Genomic DNA, 19,108 nt, shown 5'->3' on the forward strand with positions numbered 1-19,108 from the left:
TGTGACACCCTTTCTATATATGCTTTCTTTGTAGACTTTGAGCAAATTCAACGTCTTTCTTTGAGTCTAGCAAGGTAAAAATCGAAATAATGGTGAAACAAAGGACCATTGCTCCCATGATGAGATAAGTTTGGCGAAATCCGATGCTGTCGTATAAGCCTCCCGCAAGCGGCGAAAAAATCGACGTGCCTACCTGGGATGCGAATTGAAAGCCGACAAGATAAAGTACGGATGAAAGACGATTATCAAAATTAGTCGCCAAATATTTAAACACCGCAATCAGCATAATCGGCAATTCTACAGCATGAATGAGTTTCATCGATGAAATTCCGACCGGTCCGCTGACAAGTCCGGAGCCGATAATGCGGAAAGCCATTAACAGCCCCGCTAAAATCAAACTTTTTTTAGGACCAAGCTTATTGACGATGAAAGGCGCAAGAAACATCATGCCCGCTTCAATGAATACTTGGAATGAGTTAAGGTATCCAAATATTTGGTTCCCCAGAGCCGGAGTCGGAAATAAGGAAGCGTAGTAAAGCGGGAACTGCTGGTCATAGACGCCGTATACGCAAGTTACGCCGATCACGTACAACATCAAAAACCAGAAATCTTTTAAGAGAAAAAGCCCTCCCACGTCTTTTAATCCGACCGAGTCTGCCCTTTCCTTTTCATAATCTGTCATCTCAATTTTTACGGAAACAATAATGGCTACCAATATGACTGCTGAAACGGAAGCAACCCAGAAGTTGATATTCGGGTCGATATTGAACAGCTGACCTGCAAAAAATGTCGCCGCAGCCCAGCCGAGGGATCCCCACATCCTTGTTCTTCCATATTCAAAGTGATATTTGCGGCTTACCTTTTCAATAAAGGTTTCAATCGCGCCGATTCCGGCGAGAAAAGCAGTTCCCAAATAAATTCCGCCGACGATAGCCCCGAGAAAGACATTGTATTGCAAAAGCGGTCCGTAGACGAAAATATAAAAGGGACCCGTAAATACGAGAAGCAAGCTGATCATAAATAATATGTTTTTCTTCAGACCGAGCTTATCAGAGATAAAACCGTACAAAGGCTGCATGCACAAAGTAAAGATAGCGTTTACAGAAAAGATAATGCCTGTCGCGGACCCGTTCAAATTGATTTCTTGCCCTAACCAAATCGCAAATAAAGAATAGCTGGAAGACCAAGTAAAAAAGAAAAAGAAAAAATAAGCGCTTAGTTTCCAATACAGACTGTTTGAGCTTTTCATTTTCATTTGCTCCTTTAACCCGATTTGGATGTATCTATTTGATGCCTGTCCCTGAACCGCCGAGGCCATCTAAAATGTAGCGTTGGGCTACAATGTAGATCAGAATCAGCGGAATCGTGGAAATCGTCAAGACAGCCATTACCTGGTTCGTATAAACCGGCTCGGTGCTGTTGATGGCTGTAATCGCCACCTGGATCGGAAATTTCGACTTATCCGTCAAAACCATCAGCGGCCAAATATAGTCATTCCAGCTGCCGATAAAAGCCAATGTCCCCACAGTAGCAACAGCCGGTTTCGACATCGGCAGCATCACCCGCCAGAAAATCTGCCATGTATTGGCTCCATCCAGCTTGGCCGACTCAATCATCTCCCCCGGGATCGCCATGAAAAAGTTTCGGAACAAATAAATATTGAAAGCCCCGGCAAGCGCCGGCAAAATCACGGCAAGGCGCGTATCAACAAGTCCGAGCTTATGAACAATTGTAAACTGCGAGATTAAAATCGTTTCCATCGGCACGATTAAAAGCGCCAGCAATATGGTAAACAGCACTTTTTTACCTGTGAATTGCAGCTTGGCGAATGCGAAGCCCGCCATTCCGTTGATAATGACCGCTCCCGCTGCCACACACAAACCGTAAAACAGACTGTTACCGATATACATTAGTAAATCAAACCGTGACAGCACTTCCCTGTAGGATTGAAACCATTCCGACGGATGAAAAGACGGGAGAAACGCTTTAATGCTGCTGATATTGTTGTAAATATCGGCTTCCGGTTTCATCGATGAAGCGACCATCCAAATCAGCGGAAATATAAACAGAACCGCCAGCAAAACAAGGCATATATATTCCAGTATCGTTAAAGGCCCGAATTTCCTTCTCATCCGCCTTCATCCTCCTTCACCAGCTTGCGCTGCGCAAGCGTCACCAATCCAATTATCGTGCCAAACAAGAGCGCAATTGAACTTGCATAGCCGACCATCCGATCGGTAAATCCCGTTTGATAAATATAATAGACAACTGTCATCGTTGAATTGACCGGTCCCCCCTGGGTCATGACCATTGGCTGCACGAGGAGCTTAAACGCACTGATCAGCGTTGTAATAAAGATAAAAATCGACGTCGGTTTCAACAAAGGCAATGTAATATAAATAAACCGCTGCCATTTATTCATACCATCCAATTGCGCCGCCTCGTAGACATCTCCGGGAATGTTTTGCAGGCCCGCTAAAAAAATCAGCATCTGAAATCCCGCTCCCTGCCAGACTGAAACGAAAACAATTGTAAAGATTGCCTGATCAGGACTTGTCAAAAACGGCTGTGGCGGTAAACCGATATGCGTCAGCACGTTATTGATCATGCCTTCATTCGGATTCAGCAAGTACAGCCACAAAACGGAGATGACAACAAGCGACATGACGACGGGGCTAAAGTATGCGACTTTGAAAAACGTATTGGCCTTGCGCTTTTTATTCAACAGAAGGGCCAGCCCGAGAGCGGCCCCGATCTGTAATGGAATCACAAGGACAACAAATTTCAATGTGTTGCTCAAACTTTTCAAGAAAATAGGGTCTTTGAACAATTTGATAAAGTTGTCAAAACCGACAAACTTGCGCATGTCAGGTGTTAACAAATAATAATCTGTAAATGCGTAGTAAACCGCCATAATCGAAGGAATCACGAGAAACACTGACAAAATCAGCAAGGACGGACCTAAAAATGTATAGGCCAGCACATTGTCCCGCCACCCTATTTTATTGGCCGGGATTTTTTTCAGCGGAAAGGCCGTCCTTGCTTCTTTCAACGGAATTTTATTCATGGTTCCACCTTCTAGTTAGCCTTATCGATGGCTGATTGCATTTCTTTTGCACGCGTATCCAGCACCGATTGAATATCCTGATGCTGATCAAAGAAGCTGATGTCATCGATCGCTTGCTGAAATGCGCGTGTCACCTGCGGATATGCCGGTGTCACCGGTCGTGCATGCCCCGTTTCTTTCAGCTGCTGCAAGAAGACATTCATTTCATCTGAGAATTCCTTTGCCATCACTTTCTCTGATGAATAGCGCACAGGCAGCGCGGCGATCGAACGGCTCAATTCCAGGTTGGATTCCTTGTTTGTCATCCAATCGACCAATTTTGCCGACCATTCCTTGTTTTCAGACGTCTGTGTCATGGCAAACTGCCAGCTTCCTGAAGGGGACACAAGCTTTTTTGTTTTTGGCGAAACAGGATACGGCATCACACCATAATCGACATTAGGGAAATTTGTTTCCATGTCGGTTACCGTCCAGACACCGCTCATTTTCATCGGATATTTTTCCGTTTCAAACGCCTGCTTAACCGGAGTCCGGGTCGTGTAACCCTCCTTCAGCATTGTTTGAATAAATGTCATCGCTGCAACGGTCGGTTTGTCGTTAAAAACACCCTCCGACTTCTTGCCGTCTTTTGAAAGGACATCACCGCCAGCCGACCAAACAAATGGCAAAAGCGCATAAGTCAGCATTTCGTCTTTTGACTGCAACTGCATATCGATGGCCGGTTTGTCATATTTATTTTTCAGCTTTTTGCAAAGCTCAAGAAATTCGTCCCACGTCCATGGATTCTCAACCGTTGGCAGCGTTTTCAAGTCAACGCCGGCATCCTTCAGCATTTTTTTGTTATAGTAAATACCGACCGACGATTCGCTGACGCCGATCGCATACAGTTTCCCCCCGTAGGTTCCCTGTTGCTTAATGCTCGGCAATAAATCATCCTGGTCTTTGATATACTCATCCAATGGCGCAATTACGCCAGATTTCGCATAAGCCGCCGTATTCGGTCCGTCCAAAGTGATCACATCCGGCAAGGTGTTCGTTGTCAGCGCCGCGTTCACTTTGTCTTCATATCCGCCGCCGTTTCCGCTTCTGGGGATGAAATCAATTTTTGCCTTGACGTTTTCGGAGGCATACTTTTTATTAAAAGCGTCCACCCGCTTTTGATAGACCTTTCCTTCTTCACTATCATCAGATACGTGCACCCACATCGTAAGCGTTTTCCCATCTTGGCTATTTGCACTTTTGCTATTGCTGCAGCCCCACATCGCAAACATCAGTAACAACGAAAAAATTCCGAAGAGCCACCTTTTCATCTTTGTCACTTCCCCCCATTTTTCATAAATCAACAGATAAAAGCGCTTTCAAGTGAATTGTATGTCAACCGGTTTCACATGTCAACCGGTTGACATACTTTTTCCCCAATTATTCATCCCGGTACATTTCTCAGAATCATGGCATTTTCTTGCACATATCAGTCCGATTCTCTAAAATAAGTGCGTGACGAGAATTGTAAGCCATTTCAGTAAACTAGCAGGGGGAAAAGGGAATGAAGCCTAGCATTCACGACGTTGCAAAAAAAGCGGGAGTTTCACCAACAACCGTATCGCGGGTATTAAATAACCGCGGCTATATTAGTGAAAAAACAAAAGAAAAAGTCTATAAAGCGATGGAAGAAATCAATTACTTTCCAAACGATTTGGCCCGCTCTTTATTTCGTAAACGAACTCATTTAATAGGGCTCATCATCCCTAACTCCAGCAACCCGTTTTTCGGCGAACTGGCCTTTCATATTGAGAGCATCTGCGCTGCCATGGGCTACAAACTGCTGCTTTGCAACAGCTTGAACCGCAAAGACAAAGAAGAAAAATACTTGGAAATGCTGATGCGAAATCAAGTGGACGGCGTCATCGCCGTGACCTACAACAGGGGAATCTTAAACTATCATCGGCAAAACCTGCCGATTGTCGCCATCGATCATTACTTATCGGAAACGATTCCCGTCATCGGCTCCAATAACTATGACGGAGGAAGAAAAGCGACAGAACTGTTAATTGCAAAAGGCTGCCGGCACATCATCCATCTCAACGGACCAATTGAGCTGAAAACACCGGCAAATCTTAGACGAAAAGCATATGAAGATGTGATGCGACAACACGGAAGGCAGCCGATTACATATGAGGTTCCCTTTCATCAAAATTACCGGGAAATCATCTCAAAACTGTTTGATGAACAGCCTGCGGCTGACGGCATTTTTGCCAGCGATGACCTCATGGCCGCTACAGTCATCACCGAAGCAAAAAAACGCGGAAAAGACATTCCCGGGCAATTAAAGGTGATCGGCTACGACGGAACGGAAGCCGTTCAGTCCATCCTCCCGGAATTGACAACCATCCAGCAGCCGATTGAACTCATTTCCAAGACGGCCATCGAGATTTTGTCCAAAGCCATTGAAGGCGAATTCGATGATTTACCGCTGGAAACCTATTTGCCCGTACAGCTTTTAGAAGGAGAGACGACTTAAATGAATCGCACAAAAAAAGGAGACATTGACGTCTCCTTTTTCCATACATATCCTGATCTATCCAATTGTTAAAAATATAAAATTTACATTACTAACCTAAAATTTAACTTATTTTTCTAGACAAACGCATCTCCACATGATAAATTTAAAGACAAGTTTTCAAAAAATTCTAATTTTGGTACGGGGGTGCCTTTCATTGAGCGTAAGCCACTTTTTTCCTGAAACTCTAGTTGCTCTTGTAAAAGACATGTTAACCAAAACCGATGGTTCAACAACCAAAGCGATTGAAACGCTGATCGGTGGCAAAGCCGAAATCGAAGTTTTTCAGCAAAATAATATTGATTATGACAAGCTGTCACCTGAAGAAGCGAGGCTGTTTCAACGCGATGATGACATCTTGTTTAGAACTTCCTCTTTGAAAACAGGCGATGATTATTTATCTTATAATTATGTCTATGTTAAAACAAACTTACTGCCGCCCGCCATCAAACAAGATTTGCAGGCAGAAAGGCTTCCCATCGGGAAAATCATTGCAGAACTGGAGTCAAGGCGTGAAATTTTCAGTACGGGCGACTGCCTGGGAAAACATTTCACACAACTTGTACCTGTTTCAGCAGACCGGACATATGCTTTTAAAAAATATCAGATTATCAGCGGCCGGCAGTGCATGTTCTATGTCTGCGAGCTATTCGATTTAGAAAAAATCTGCGAACGGACTGCGGGCTGAATCATGCCCGTCAGCTGCCACTTTATGAAAAGGCTTCCATAACCTCCCCATTCCTTCTTCCCTCAAAACAAAAAAACCCCTGCGAAACAGGGGCTGTTATTTATTGATACACCGTTTTCGGCACGGCAACGACCGGATTTCCGGCAGCATAAGGAGCGACATCGTATTGCTGGAAGACGATCGCAATGCCGTCTTTTGTGTAATAAAAAGCCGTGTTTTTACCAAGGACGATGTCTTTCTTCTTCACATCCGGGAAGAAAATGTCGCTGTGTTTTTGAATATAGTCGTAAATGTATGTTTTTGTCTTATCCATTTTCGATTTTGTATTTAAGATATCTGATAAATACACCCGCTTTTTAGAGGCAAGGTCATAGTTGAAAGAGCGGACTGCCGTATTTCCGTGCGCTCCGCCGGAGTAGACGTAATTACTTGTCAGAATGCTCAGCTTTTGGCCGGTCCGGTATTTCACTTCAAAGGACGTTTGATAATCTGTTTGGTATTCGTGCTGTTGGCCGTCTTTCTTGTTTTTTACATAATCTTTGTAGGACTGCTCAATATAACGTTTAAAATCTTTGTTGATCCTATTTTGGAGAGATTTGCTGCTTACATTTGCAACCTGCGGGTATTTCAAAGCCTTAATGTTTTTGTAAGTATGGCTCGTGACCGTCGGCTTTTTTTCATTTGCCGCGTGTGCAGAAGGAAGTGCGGCCGCACCGTACAGCGCAAAAAACAATACCCCTGTCATCAGCATACCTAACGCTTTAAACACTGTTTTTTTGTTCATAAGAACCCTCCTTAATCTGTCATTGTTTATCATACCCATTTTGAAATCAGGTACACATGATAGACCGGTGAACTCGCGAGAAAGTTTCTATTTTCGGAGATAAAAATTGAAAAATATTCTAATTCACCCTGTTCGTTCAGCACCTTGTTGACCATTTGAAAGACTGTCTTGACAAAAAATTCACACGCTGATTCGATACGCCCTCCGTTTTAACCGCAGAAGAAGAAAATGAAAAACCAAATAGTTTTTTTAAACCCATTGACATTTTTATAAAAAGTATTAATATTAAAATTATTAAAAAATTGCATAAAAAGGTTTTCCTTATCAAGAGTGGTGGAGGGACTGGCCCTGTGAAACCCGGCAACCGCTGTCTATGACAGAATGGTGCTAAATCCTTAAGAGCATGTTCGTGCTCTTGAAGATAAGGAGGAGATTGAATATATCAAGCTCTTCCTTATCGGGAAGAGCTTTTTTATGTCTATAAAGAAAGAGGGATGAAGCATGACACAATCAACCGATGTACTGAAGCAAACGCCTGGGAAAAAAATCGGACCGTACAGAGCTGATCAGGTGGGGAGTCTTTTAAGGTCTGCGCCCGTAAAAAAAGCGCGTATTCAAAAAGCGAACGGTGAAATTAGCGCTGAACAACTGCGCGAAGTCGAAAACGAAGAGATCAAGCGCATTGTCGAAAAGCAAAAAGAAATTGGCCTTAAAGCCGTTACTGACGGGGAATTCCGCAGGTCATGGTGGCATTTCGATTTTCTTGAAGGGCTTGACGGCGTAGAAGGATATACAGCGGACAAGGGCATTCAATTTCATAATGTTGAAACGAAGCCGCGCGGAATCAAAGTAACAAGCAAAGTCGATTTTACAAACCATCCGATGCTGGAAGATTATAAATTTCTTCATGATATTGCGGGCACACATACGCCGAAAATGACGATTCCGAGCCCGAATATGCTGTTTTTCAGAGGAAAACTTGGAGAAAGCCCGTACGAGGATCTGGATGAGTTCCATCACGATGTCGCGCAGGCTTACAAAAAAGCGATCCGCGCATTTTACGATGCCGGCTGCCGCTATTTGCAACTGGATGACACGGCCTGGTCGGTATTTTTCTCAGACAAAGGACATGAGCAGATCAAAGCCTTCGGCCGCCAGCCTGATGAACTGCGCCAGTCCTTCGCCAACACGATTAATGAAGCAGTTGAAGGACGCCCGGACGATTTGACGGTCACCATGCACATCTGCCGCGGCAACTTCCAGTCAACATGGGTGGCGGAAGGCGGCTACGATGCGGCTGCAGAAACGATTTTCGACGGACTCAATTTAGACGGACTTTTCCTTGAATTTGATGACGAGCGCTCCGGCGGCTTCGAACCGCTTCGCTATGTCAAACGGAAAGACTTGCAGATCGTCCTCGGTCTGATCACATCAAAATTCGGAGAGCTTGAAAACCCGGATGATATTAAGCGGCGCATCGACGAAGCAGCTCGCTTCGTCGACCTGAACCAATTGTGCCTAAGCCCGCAGTGCGGCTTTGCCTCCACAGAAGAAGGCAACCTCCTGACGGAAGAGCAGCAATGGGAAAAACTGCGCCATGTCGTCGAGATCGCAGAAGACGTATGGAAATAACACCTCATATTTGAGACATGCCTCCTGACGGCATGTCTCAGAATGTTGACAAAATCCCAAAACAGCTTTTTGTTTTGGGATTTTGTCATCCTTTCAGCGTGATTGAAAACCCTTGCAGTCTAGGAAGGCCGAGCATCGGAGCGGAGCGAATGTTGGAATTCGTGAGCACCGACGCGCAGGCCTGACAACGAATGCGGGGGTTTCTCGACACGCTGGAGACATGCCTCCTGACGGCATGTCTCTTTTTTTTTGCCCCTCTATACAATTTAAAATTCCTTCTTGATTTGTTCATAGTTTGATCATATTTGGCTTCTATAATGCTCTTTAGTGAGGTGATCGAACAATGATTAAGAAAAGGAAAATCGATATATTCCTGGTCTTCATTCTTGTATTATCTGCAGCTTTAAACTTGTACGGCATCTGGAATAGTGACACAGACAACGCCTACTATACGGCGGCCGTTGAAAGTATGACCCAAAGTTTTCATAACTTTTTTTACGCATCATTTGATCCAGCAGGCTTTGTAACAGTTGATAAACCGCCGGTTGCACTCTGGATTCAGACACTTTTTGCACTTGTGTTCGGCGTGCATGGCTGGAGCGTCGTTCTTCCTGAAGCGATTGCCGAAGTGATTTCCGTAGCACTGTTGTACTTTATTGTAAAACCTACTTTTGGCAAAACGGCGGCCAGAATTTCAGCTCTTATTATGGCGTGTACGCCGATTGCCGTTGCGGTCAGCCATACAAACAACGTCGACAGCATTCTCACCCTTTGTTTGATGATTGCAACCTGGATGTTGTTTAAAGCAGTCCGGAAAGGAAAAATCGGCTGGCTGCTCGGCGCATTCTGTATGGTCGGCGTCGGCTTTAACGTCAAAATGCTGCAAGCATACATGGTATTACCGGCATTCCTGCTGTTTTACATGATTGCAGCAAAAACGACGATTCGCAAAAAAATTGTGTCTCTTATCACAGCCTTGATCGTTCTGGCAGGCGTTTCCGTTTCCTGGGCGGTAGTCGTCGATAGTCAGCCGGAGAGTTCGCGCCCTTATATTGGAAGCAGCCAGACCAACTCTGTCCTTGAGCTGGCGTTTGGCTACAACGGCATCCAGCGTCTCACAGGCCAAAACGGTGCTGGCGGGGGCGGAACCTCCTCATCTGATCAAAATCAAAAGAACCAGCAGCAGGAAATGCCGCAGCAGCAAAGCGGCGATACCGAAAACAACTCAGACTCGACAAATGGACAAATGGCTCCGCCGAGCGGGGGCGAGATGCCTTCAGGCGGACCGGACGGCCAGCAGGGTGATGTTCAAAGCGGCGGCGGAGGTCCCGGTGGCGGCACGAGCGGCATGTTTGGCACAGGAAACCCCGGCCCTCTCAGACTATTCCAATCCGAGCTTTCCGGACAGGCAAGCTGGCTCATCCCGTTTGTACTCTTCGGCATCATCGGTTTGCTGATCACGGGCCTTCGCGGTCAACGCAAATTCAATGAAATAACGACTGAAACGATTTTCTGGATGATGTGGCTTCTGCCAGTCGCTGCATTCTTCAGCGTCGCAGGATTCTTCCACCATTACTATCTGATCATGCTGGCAGCACCGATTGCCGCTTTATCAGGTGCAGGCTGGACAGCGCTCGTTCGCCTCTATCAGGAAGAAAGCGGCTGGAAAAAACAGCTTCTGCCGATCGGAATTTTGCTGACAACCGCATTTGAATTGTATATTTTGAGTCCTTATCTCAGCGAAATCGGCATCGTCTGGAGCATATTGATCGGCGCTTTTGGCATTGTCACAAGCTGCCTTCTCATCTTTTTCAAAAAAGGAAAGTCATTCAGCTACTATGTATCACTTGCAGCGCTGCTCGGCATGCTGATCGGACCTTTCTATTGGACAACAGCAACGCTCGCTGACGGTGTAAACGGCATGATTCCGCAGGCCGGACCTAAATCCGCACAATCATTTGGCGGTGGCGGCGGAGGGAAGATGCAGAATAACAACGGCAGCGGACCTCCCAGATTCGGCAGCCAAGACGGTCAAACAGACAGTGATCAAAACAACAATAACGGACCTGGCTTCGGTCCTGGTTCAAACAGCAATGATTCTTCAACTGATACCGGTTCCGGCCAAAACAGCCAAAATCAGAACGGCGAAGGCGCAAGCGGCCGTCAACAAGGCGAACCAAGCGGCGGCAGCCCTGGAAGCGGCGAATCAGTCGATGAAGAACTGTTGAGCTACCTTGAAAAGAACAACACGGGTGAAAAATATTTATTTGCGGTCTCCAGCGCAACGTCTGCTCAATCTTACATCATCAAAACAGGTAAAGCTGTCATGGCGATGGGCGGATTCTCTGGAAGCGACCCGATTTTGACGGTTGAAAAACTTGAGAAGCTCGTCAAAAACGGCGAAGTCAAGTACTTCATGATCGGCGACGGTCGAGGCCAAGACAACTCAGAAATCACTAACTGGATTAAAGAAAACGGAAAAGAAATTTCAAAAAACGAATACAGCAGCTCTTCTTCAGATAACGATTCCCAGTCAGGCGGACCTGGCGGAAATCAGACGCTTTATAAAGTGGAGCTTGATTGATGAAAGGAAAGGTGATGAATATGCAGAGACAAGTCACATTTTCAATCGTAGTCCCTGTCTACAACGAAGCGGAAGTACTTCAAAGCACCTATGACCGATTAAAAACCGTCATGGACTCGACAGGCGACCCTTATGAACTGATTTTTGTAAACGACGGTTCAAGCGATGACAGTATTCACATGCTGAAGTCGCTTGCTCAGTCAGACCCGGCAGTAAAATGCATCAATTTCTCAAGAAATTTCGGTCATCAGATCGCCATTACGGCCGGTACCGACTATGCTGCCGGCGAAGCGATCGTGGTGATCGATGCCGATTTGCAGGATCCTCCCGAATTGATTTTGGAAATGGCGGAAAAGTGGCGCCAAGGCTTTGACGTTGTATACGCCGTCCGCACAAAGCGGGAAGGAGAAACATTTTTCAAAAAGCAAACGGCCGCCATGTTCTACCGTATTTTAAGAAAACTCACAGACGTTGATATCCCGGTGGATACGGGAGATTTCCGGCTCATGGACCGGAAGGTGGTCAATGAAATGAACAAGCTGAAAGAAAAAAATCCTTTCGTCCGCGGCCTTGTCAGCTGGCTCGGGTTCAAGCAGACCGCCGTCTATTACGAGCGCCACGAACGGCTTGCAGGGGAAACGAAGTACCCTCTCAAAAAAATGCTGAAGCTCTCGCTCGACGGCATCACTTCATTTTCCTTTCAGCCGCTGAAACTGGCAAGCTACTCAGGAATCGCGCTGTCAGCGGTCGGTTTTATATATGCCTTCATCGTCGTCTGCATGAAGCTGTTTACGACAAGCACCATTACCGGGTGGTCTTCGATGATCATTCTGCAATGCTTGTTCAGCGGCTTTATCCTGATCATCCTCGGAGCGATCGGCGAATACATCGGCCGCATTTATGACGAAGTGAAAGACAGGCCGCTATATATCATTGACGGCAAATACGGATTTGAAGAACAGCGGCGGGCGGCAGCTCCGCAGCGCCATATCATGTAGAAGATAAGAGATCCAAAAGGAGGAATTCCGATGAGCATACTTGTTGTCGGGGGAGCCGGTTATATCGGTTCCCACGCCGTTTACACGTTAATTGAGAAAAAAGAAAAAGTCGTCGTTGTGGATTCCCTGGCAACGGGACACGCAGAAGCCGTTCACCCCGAAGCTGCGTTTTATGAAGGGAATATTCGCGACCGGCATTTTCTCAAGCAAGTATTTGAAAATGAGGACATTGAAGCCGTCATGCATTTCGCAGCATCACCCATTCCATCACAGTCGAATCGCGTTTTTTCTTCTTTCAACGAAAACATGACAGGCATGGAAACACTGCTTGAGGTGATGAAAGAATACGATGTCAGCCGGATCGTTTTCGCGTCAAGCGCAGCCGTCTACGGCAATCCAGACCTGCCTGTCACGGAAGAAACCGAACCTGAGCCCGTTCACCCGCACGGCAAGGTCAAACGGATGATGGAGAAAATGCTGATGGAAGCGGAAAAAGCGTACGGCCTGAAATATGTGATCCTCCGCTCCTTCAATGCGTGCGGCGCCCACCCATCCGCCATCATCGGCGAAGACCGGGGGAGCGAAACACATCTCATTTCAAATGTTCTGCGAACCGCTCTCGGACACCTTCCTTTTGTTCACATAGATCACCCTGAAAACGGAACAGGCTTCCGCGATTATGTTCACGTGCAGGATTTGGCAGAAGCACACGTGCTCGCCATCAGTCACATGCGGAAAGGCAAGGATAGCCGAATCTACAATCTCAGCTATGGCGAAAGCTACTCCGCTGAACAAATCATCCTTGCCGCCCAATATGTCACAGGCATTCCTCTCATCGCCGCAAAGCTGACAGAAACGGACATCGATTCACAAGCAACATTTGCCGCTTCTTCTTCCAAGGCCAGAAAAGAACTAGGCTGGACCCCGAAGCACAACAGCCTGATCGCAATCATCCGCGACGCCTGGAACTGGCACTCTGCGAATCCGAATGGGTATGCGGCGGAGAAGGTGAGAAAAGGGTGAAAAATGAACTGCACCTCCTATCGTTAGATAGTGTCTAACTATGGAGGTGCGGTTTTTTCTCCATCGTCTTTGCGGTAGTTGGTGATCATCGGCAGGCCATTGAAATGTTTTTATTTGAGTTCCAAAAATGACAGAAGGCTTGTCCCAATTTTGTGGCCTACCTTTGTCAAATAAGAAAAGGACTGAATAAAAACTCTTCAGTCCCTCTATGATTCAATTCCTAAATCAACTAAGTAAGCGGTTGGCTGTTGTTTGTTTTTTTGTAAATCGATTAGTACATTAACAGAACCTGCTGTACCAATCGTCTTCCCGTGATAGGAAATATACAAAACTACATAATCTTTATTAAAATATTGAATATTAGCTATCCTTGCATCGCCCGCGTTAAAATCCATCTCTTTTGCAATTTGTTTGAAGTCAATCTTAAATTGAGCTTCATATTTTTCATTTCCTTTTAGATAATTATCCACTGTTTGTATCTGTTGAATACCCTCAGGCATTACATTTGTTTCTTTTTCTTTTGCTCCGTTAATAAAAACATATTTACCATCTTTACTTAAATAATCATCTTTTTTAATATCAATTAATTGATTGGTCCTTTTATCTAAAATCATATCATCAAAAAATAAAAGCGAATATCTTCCCGATTTGTCTACCTTGGTGAATAAATCATAGTAATCTTTTAACTTTCCTGTTGATAATGTGTTTTGCAGTTTTTCTTTAGTGATAACTGTCGACTCAATATTTGTTAAGTCTTGCGTTATGAAAAGTCCTATTGTGCTATTAATACGATCTTTCATACTAAAATCTTGAATAACCACCGAAAAGCATTTAGAATTCACTGCATATAAATTAATCTCTAATTCATCGGATTTCTTTACTCCATAGTTTTTCAATAGCTGCGGCAAATCCAATGTTTTTTTATTTTTCTTTGTTTTCACTTCCAGTTGATTGTTCGGCAACATTTTAATAGCAGGAAGATGATATTTTTCTTTGTCTTGAATAGGATGGTGCAACAACTTTTCTAAGCGTTCTATTTGGTACAAATTATTTAAAGTCTTTTTAGGTTCTTTTGCAGTAAACAAGGGCTTATAATATTCTTTTAACTGATCCTGAGTATATTGAAAGTACCGCATTGCTTGTCCTTGGTGATTGACTGTTGAAAATAAAGTAACATCATTCACTTCTATGATTTTTTTATCTGTACTGCCAGTAAGGTAGGATTTCATAAACTCAGTTAATCCACGGCTATCCTCCTTAGGAAAGCCTTTTTTATACGTTATCTCCTGATTTTGACCTTTTCCGCAGCCGGTGATTACCAGCAAGAGTACTATTAATGCGCTTAAATTTATAAACCTTTTTCTTATCATTGAACTGCTCCTATTCTGCTTCTTTTTTGTTAACTTCTTGAATTAAGTCAACAAATTCAGAGTCTTCAACTTCATAAATATGTCCAGGATTTGTGACACCGGAACCTTTCACTTCAATTTCTGGCTTTTTATCAATGAGATCGCCTAATATGTCCCCATGTTGACTTTCAACTGAAACGATATCATCACTGTTTATTTTATGTTTTCCACTTGCAGTATAGTAAGGGGAAAAACTCACAGTATCCTCTGTTCTGTATCCCGCAGCTGCAGTAATGTCCATTTTCTGAAGCTTTTGGTAGACTTCAGGATTGGCAGATTTCAAATGATTAATGTCTTCAGTCATCGCCTCACTGTCCATATCTGTATAAGCATTACTGTAGTCTTTTCCCTCATCATTATTTCTGTTATCTTCTTTAAAATCTAAATATTCGCTCGTATCCATAGTATGTCTTTTAGCAAGAGGACTGTCTGCGAGCCAACGTGCTCTATTAGCGCCGATAGCTAAGATATTTTTATCATATGGGGTTCCGATTGTTGTGATGCTTCGGACATGATCAGGGTAATCCATCGCAAATTGCAGCGATCTTCTCCCGCCATAGCTGTGGCCGAACATATCGATCTTTGTCTCCTCATTCATCAGCCCCATATCATTTAGCTTTTCTGCTAAATCATCACTTGTTGCTTGGCGATGTTCATTCATATGCTCTGTTTCGTAAACGATATGCAATCTTCCCGCTTTTTCTTTGTATTGTTTTGTATCCTTTAACTTTTTCAATCCTTCTACTCTCTTAATTACTTTTTCACCATTTATTATTTCAATGATATAGTATTCTCTTGTTTTATCACTATTTATACGTATTATAATATCACCGTCTTTTGCTGCTTTTCTAACACTATTATTGAATCCATCCCCATCATCCTCAATCCCATGCACATAAACCGAAACATTCTTATAATCCGAAAAATCACCTTTCACATGATTAACCGAATTATACAAGATTGAGATGTCTGTCAAGGCTTCGCGCATTGGGGCGCGGTGGGTGCGGGCGACATTGCTGAAATCTTGTTCAACCTGATCAAGGCCATTTTTTAGATTCTCGTATTGGCTAATTAAAAGAACGACGTCACTCGTAATATTGTTGCGTTTCTGTATGTCTTCCGGTGAGGGGTCTTCCATAGACTCAAACTTGCGTCTGGCATTCTCCTGACAATCTTTTAAATCCTTTATCCAATCGTTGATTTCCGATTTGATATCCGCCACATTAAAATTCATGACGTTTTTTGATACAAAGTTCGGAAGTTCTTTATTTTCTATCGATACCCATATTTTATTAAAAGCTTCAAGCAAACGGCTGGATTGAGCATGCTGCAGCATTCGATTAGCTCTTCTTTCATGGCTTTTGATAATATTTGTGATTTCTGGCTCTCTATTATAATATGCCATAACTCTAGTTCCCTTCCATCATTTCACTCTTTGCAGTTGTTGTGAGATTACGTTATCGACGCGCTTTAATTCCTTAATGATGTTTTTGGCGTTTGCCGAAAGTTCTTTGACTCTTTTTTTAAGCTCCGTCATGATCGATTTGATGTGCGACTTTGCATCAGACCAGACGTCATCGAATTTTTCCCACGGAAACTCTGTTTCATACATCATTTCTCTGAGCATTGTGTCAAAATGGTGCAAAACTTCGTCTAATGTAGATAGATTTGATTCAAACTTTCCGGTTGCCTGGTGTAACGATTCGCCGTTTACTTTTATTTCACTTTGGACTCTTTCAGCCGAAAATGTATGGTTTCTTTCCGATCTTGACTGCGGCTGAACATTGGCCGGTTTGTCGGATTCGTCCGTTAGTTCGACCGCTTTTGCAAAACACCGCACACTGTCTGCAAAATATAATAAACAGCTGCTCGCTTTACTGAAAAAGTTGATGTTGTCACTCATTTTTTTCTGCAGCGCTGCGGCGGCTTTTCCGCTGTGCCGGTCTAATTCTTCACGAAAAAACACCATGTTCTCAAATACATGGCTAAAAGCGTTTTCCAGCTGACTAATGGTCCCCGCTGCCTTATGTGAAAGTTCTTTGTTGAAGCGAAAATGTCCCATCGTCATTGCTCCTTATTTTCGTTTTTTCCTGCTTCAGCTTCTGTTAGCAACTCATCAAGCTGCAATTCTTTTTGATCTACATATCCGTAATGGTACACAACTTCTATATCTTGTTTATTAAATAAAACTAGCTGTTCTTTCGGATCGGTAAAACCGTTTGGATAGTCGACAGCTGCATAATCTCTGATGACATGGTTTGTCTCAGAAAACATTTGCCGCCCGATGATAAGCAGACGTCTTGAATCATTATGTAAGCCGACAACACTGCCGACAGGAAGATAGTTCTTTTTTAATAGCATAATTGATTATCCCTCTTTTTCTCTGAAATTGGACATATATACAAGTTGTAAAAACATAGGAAAATCATAGCAAAAAAGTTTCATTTTATTCAACGAACTAAAGTACCGTGAAATTTTACCTATTCAAATCAAAGACTTTTGATTTAAGGTTTGCTCTTTATGTAAGGCTTGTCGGTGTCATTAGTATGTTGCAGTGAGGCCTTAGCACTGAAACGATTCATCATACTTACGGGACCTTTCAGACAAAGTTTCACAAAAAAAAACCGCCATAGTAGGCGGCGGCATCATGAAATATAAAGCGTAATCGCTTACGATTCTCCTCTAATAAAAAGAATCTTATCACCTTCCATTTTTCGTCTGTTGTTCTGTGCATCGTCACTTCAATCATTTTTCCCGCTTGAAAAGCCGGCTTTCAAAGACTAAGCAACAAGCTCACTGCACCCTCTCCTAGACATGACTTTATTTGAAAAATTATTGTGAAAATATATTTTTAGCTTGAATTTTACACAAACTCGAGATAAAATACAGTCAAAATAATAGAAGCTCACTTCTTGTATATAATCAGTAATAGGGTCTGATTGTTTCTACCTGGCAACCGTAAATCGCCAGACTACAAGGAAGTTTGAATAGATTTGATCATGTAAAAAGTGTATTGCGCAAACAATATATCTATTTTTCATTTGCTCTTATTTTTCATGCTTTCTTTATCGGAACCCATGAAAAGTAAGAGCTTTTTTATTTTCAAAAAACATTCGGGAGTTGGCATCATGTATTTTCTCATTAACATTTTAGGCATTTTCATTGTCATGTCCGTGATTTATTTTTGTTCTCCGCGAAAGAAAAGCGTAAAATGGAGGCCGATTCTCTCCCTTTTCATCGTTGAGCTTTTGGTGACTTGGTTTATGCTTGGGACAAAAATCGGCGGATGGGCCATCAACCTGATCGCCTCTTTCTTTTCGTGGCTGATCGCTTGTGCAAGCGACGGTATTGCGTTTGCCTTTCCGTCAGTGATGGGCAATGAAACCGTTGACTTTTTCTTCAGCGCCTTGCTGCCGATTATCTTTGTGGTGACATTTTTTGATATACTGGCTTATTTCGGAATTTTAACATGGATGATTGATAAGATCGGCTGGGTGATTTCGAAAGTCTCGCGCCTTCCTAAATTAGAAAGTTTCTTTTCGATTCAAATGATGTTTCTGGGGAATACTGAAGCGCTCGCCGTGATTCGCGGGCAATTGGCCGTATTAAAGGACAACCGCCTGCTGACGTTCGGCATTATGAGCATGAGCAGTATCAGCGGATCGATTCTCGGTTCTTATTTAACGATGGTTCCTGCAACATACGTATTTACAGCGATTCCATTGAATTGCTTAAATGCGTTGATCTTGGCCAGCATTTTAAACCCGGTAGAAGTCACTAAGGATGAAGACATCATTTACGTACCGCCAAAAGAAGAGAAAAAGGACTTTTTCTCAACGATTTCAAACAGCATGATGGTCGGAATGAACATGGTCATCGTCATTCTCGCCATGGTCATCGGATATGTCGCTTTAACCTCATGTTTGAACGGAATGTTGGGGTTGATCATGGACGGTTTGACGATTCAAAAAATCTTTTCTTACATCTTCAGTCCGTTCGCATTCCTGCTTGGACTGGCGCCGGGTGACGCGATGTATGTCGCACAGCTGATGGGGATGAAACTCGCAACAAACGAATTCGTCGCGATGATGGATTTAAAAACGCAGCTAGATACGATTTCGCCCCATACAGCCGCCGTGGCCACAACATTTTTGACGTCGTTTGCCAACTTCAGTACGATCGGAATGATCTATGGAACATACAATTCCTTATTTAACGGAGAAAAATCAGCGATTATCGGAAGAAATGTGTGGAAGCTCCTTGTCAGCGGAATAGCGGTGTCGCTGTTGAGCGCGGGGATTGTCGGGCTGTTTGTGTGGTAGAAAAATAGAGTAAAAGGGCAGGCATTTAGCCTGCCTCTTTTTTT

16 protein-coding genes and 2 riboswitches are annotated in these 19,108 nt (G+C 43.7%); of the genes, 7 read left to right on the forward strand and 9 right to left on the reverse strand.

The genetic code is table 11. The annotated features are described in order from the left end of the window. Positions 1–13: 13 nt before the first annotated feature. Genes CP943_RS21430 through CP943_RS21445 form a run of 4 tightly spaced genes read right to left on the reverse strand, consistent with a single transcriptional unit; the run spans position 14 to position 4,377 of the window. Complete coding sequence (locus CP943_RS21430; protein ID WP_026580335.1) at positions 14–1,249, reverse strand: MFS transporter; 1,236 nt, start codon at positions 1,247–1,249, stop codon at positions 14–16. Positions 1,250–1,283: 34 nt separating this feature from the next. Then, on the reverse strand, positions 1,284–2,132 hold the full coding sequence (locus CP943_RS21435; RefSeq protein ID WP_023856923.1) for a carbohydrate ABC transporter permease: 849 nt from the start codon (positions 2,130–2,132) through the stop codon (positions 1,284–1,286). Next, a complete protein-coding gene (locus CP943_RS21440) occupies positions 2,129–3,067 on the reverse strand; it encodes a carbohydrate ABC transporter permease (RefSeq protein ID WP_035400392.1) in 939 nt (312 codons plus the stop codon). Before CP943_RS21440 ends, CP943_RS21435 begins: the two co-directional genes overlap by 4 nt. An 11-nt stretch (positions 3,068–3,078) precedes the next feature. Next, entirely contained in the window at positions 3,079–4,377 is a 1,299-nt protein-coding gene (locus CP943_RS21445) for an ABC transporter substrate-binding protein (protein ID WP_026580337.1), read from the reverse strand. A 233-nt stretch (positions 4,378–4,610) separates the two neighbouring features. On the opposite strand from CP943_RS21445, the gene CP943_RS21450 reads away from it, so the two are divergent. Together CP943_RS21450 and CP943_RS21455 are read left to right on the forward strand one after the other, a co-directional pair. Then, positions 4,611–5,585: a LacI family DNA-binding transcriptional regulator gene (locus CP943_RS21450; protein ID WP_020453480.1), complete on the forward strand. Its 975-nt coding sequence runs from the start codon at positions 4,611–4,613 to the stop codon at positions 5,583–5,585. A gap of 196 nt (positions 5,586–5,781) precedes the next feature. Then, positions 5,782–6,312 carry a chorismate--pyruvate lyase family protein gene (locus tag CP943_RS21455; protein ID WP_020453481.1) on the forward strand — a complete coding sequence of 177 codons (531 nt, stop codon included), beginning with the start codon at positions 5,782–5,784 and terminating at the stop codon, positions 6,310–6,312. A gap of 100 nt (positions 6,313–6,412) precedes the next feature. On the opposite strand, the gene CP943_RS21460 is transcribed toward CP943_RS21455, so the two are convergent. Beyond that, on the reverse strand, positions 6,413–7,096 hold the full coding sequence (locus tag CP943_RS21460; RefSeq protein ID WP_026580338.1) for a DUF3298 and DUF4163 domain-containing protein: 684 nt from the start codon (positions 7,094–7,096) through the stop codon (positions 6,413–6,415). Positions 7,097–7,414: 318 nt separating this feature from the next. Continuing rightward, a riboswitch (SAM riboswitch) is annotated at positions 7,415–7,524 on the forward strand. A 73-nt stretch (positions 7,525–7,597) separates the two neighbouring features. Here CP943_RS21460 and CP943_RS21465 point away from each other — a divergent pair. The 4 genes from CP943_RS21465 (at position 7,598) to galE (ending at position 13,333) form a co-directional block, all read left to right on the forward strand. Then, positions 7,598–8,728, forward strand: a complete 1,131-nt coding sequence (locus CP943_RS21465) for a 5-methyltetrahydropteroyltriglutamate--homocysteine S-methyltransferase (RefSeq protein ID WP_023856917.1) — start codon at positions 7,598–7,600, stop codon at positions 8,726–8,728. A 343-nt stretch (positions 8,729–9,071) separates the two neighbouring features. Further along, positions 9,072–11,312, forward strand: coding sequence for a glycosyltransferase family 39 protein (locus CP943_RS21470; protein ID WP_105981309.1), 2,241 nt, complete (start codon positions 9,072–9,074; stop codon positions 11,310–11,312). Continuing rightward, positions 11,312–12,310: a glycosyltransferase family 2 protein gene (locus tag CP943_RS21475; protein WP_020453486.1), complete on the forward strand. Its 999-nt coding sequence runs from the start codon at positions 11,312–11,314 to the stop codon at positions 12,308–12,310. The genes CP943_RS21470 and CP943_RS21475 overlap by 1 nt, the downstream gene beginning before the upstream one ends. 30 nt (positions 12,311–12,340) lie before the next feature. After that, positions 12,341–13,333, forward strand: coding sequence for a UDP-glucose 4-epimerase GalE (galE, locus tag CP943_RS21480; RefSeq protein ID WP_105981310.1), 993 nt, complete (start codon positions 12,341–12,343; stop codon positions 13,331–13,333). A gap of 206 nt (positions 13,334–13,539) precedes the next feature. Here the strand turns inward: galE and CP943_RS21485 are convergent, their stop codons facing one another. From CP943_RS21485 to CP943_RS21500, 4 genes are read right to left on the reverse strand one after another with little or no spacing between them, the layout of a single operon-like run. After that, a complete protein-coding gene (locus CP943_RS21485) occupies positions 13,540–14,703 on the reverse strand; it encodes a hypothetical protein (protein WP_105981311.1) in 1,164 nt (387 codons plus the stop codon). Positions 14,704–14,713: 10 nt separating this feature from the next. Beyond that, positions 14,714–16,147: an alpha/beta fold hydrolase gene (locus tag CP943_RS21490; protein ID WP_105981312.1), complete on the reverse strand. Its 1,434-nt coding sequence runs from the start codon at positions 16,145–16,147 to the stop codon at positions 14,714–14,716. A gap of 18 nt (positions 16,148–16,165) precedes the next feature. Then, complete coding sequence (locus tag CP943_RS21495) at positions 16,166–16,804, reverse strand: hypothetical protein (protein WP_020453490.1); 639 nt, start codon at positions 16,802–16,804, stop codon at positions 16,166–16,168. Between the two features lie 2 nt (positions 16,805–16,806). Beyond that, complete coding sequence (locus CP943_RS21500; protein ID WP_020453491.1) at positions 16,807–17,103, reverse strand: DUF4176 domain-containing protein; 297 nt, start codon at positions 17,101–17,103, stop codon at positions 16,807–16,809. Between the two features lie 531 nt (positions 17,104–17,634). Beyond that, positions 17,635–17,736: riboswitch (purine riboswitch) on the forward strand. Positions 17,737–17,870: 134 nt separating this feature from the next. Here CP943_RS21500 and CP943_RS21505 point away from each other — a divergent pair. After that, positions 17,871–19,064: a nucleoside transporter C-terminal domain-containing protein gene (locus CP943_RS21505; RefSeq protein WP_020453492.1), complete on the forward strand. Its 1,194-nt coding sequence runs from the start codon at positions 17,871–17,873 to the stop codon at positions 19,062–19,064. Positions 19,065–19,108: the final 44 nt, after the last annotated feature.

It is taken from the genome of Bacillus paralicheniformis (assembly GCF_002993925.1).
Lineage (GTDB): Bacteria > Bacillota > Bacilli > Bacillales > Bacillaceae > Bacillus > Bacillus paralicheniformis.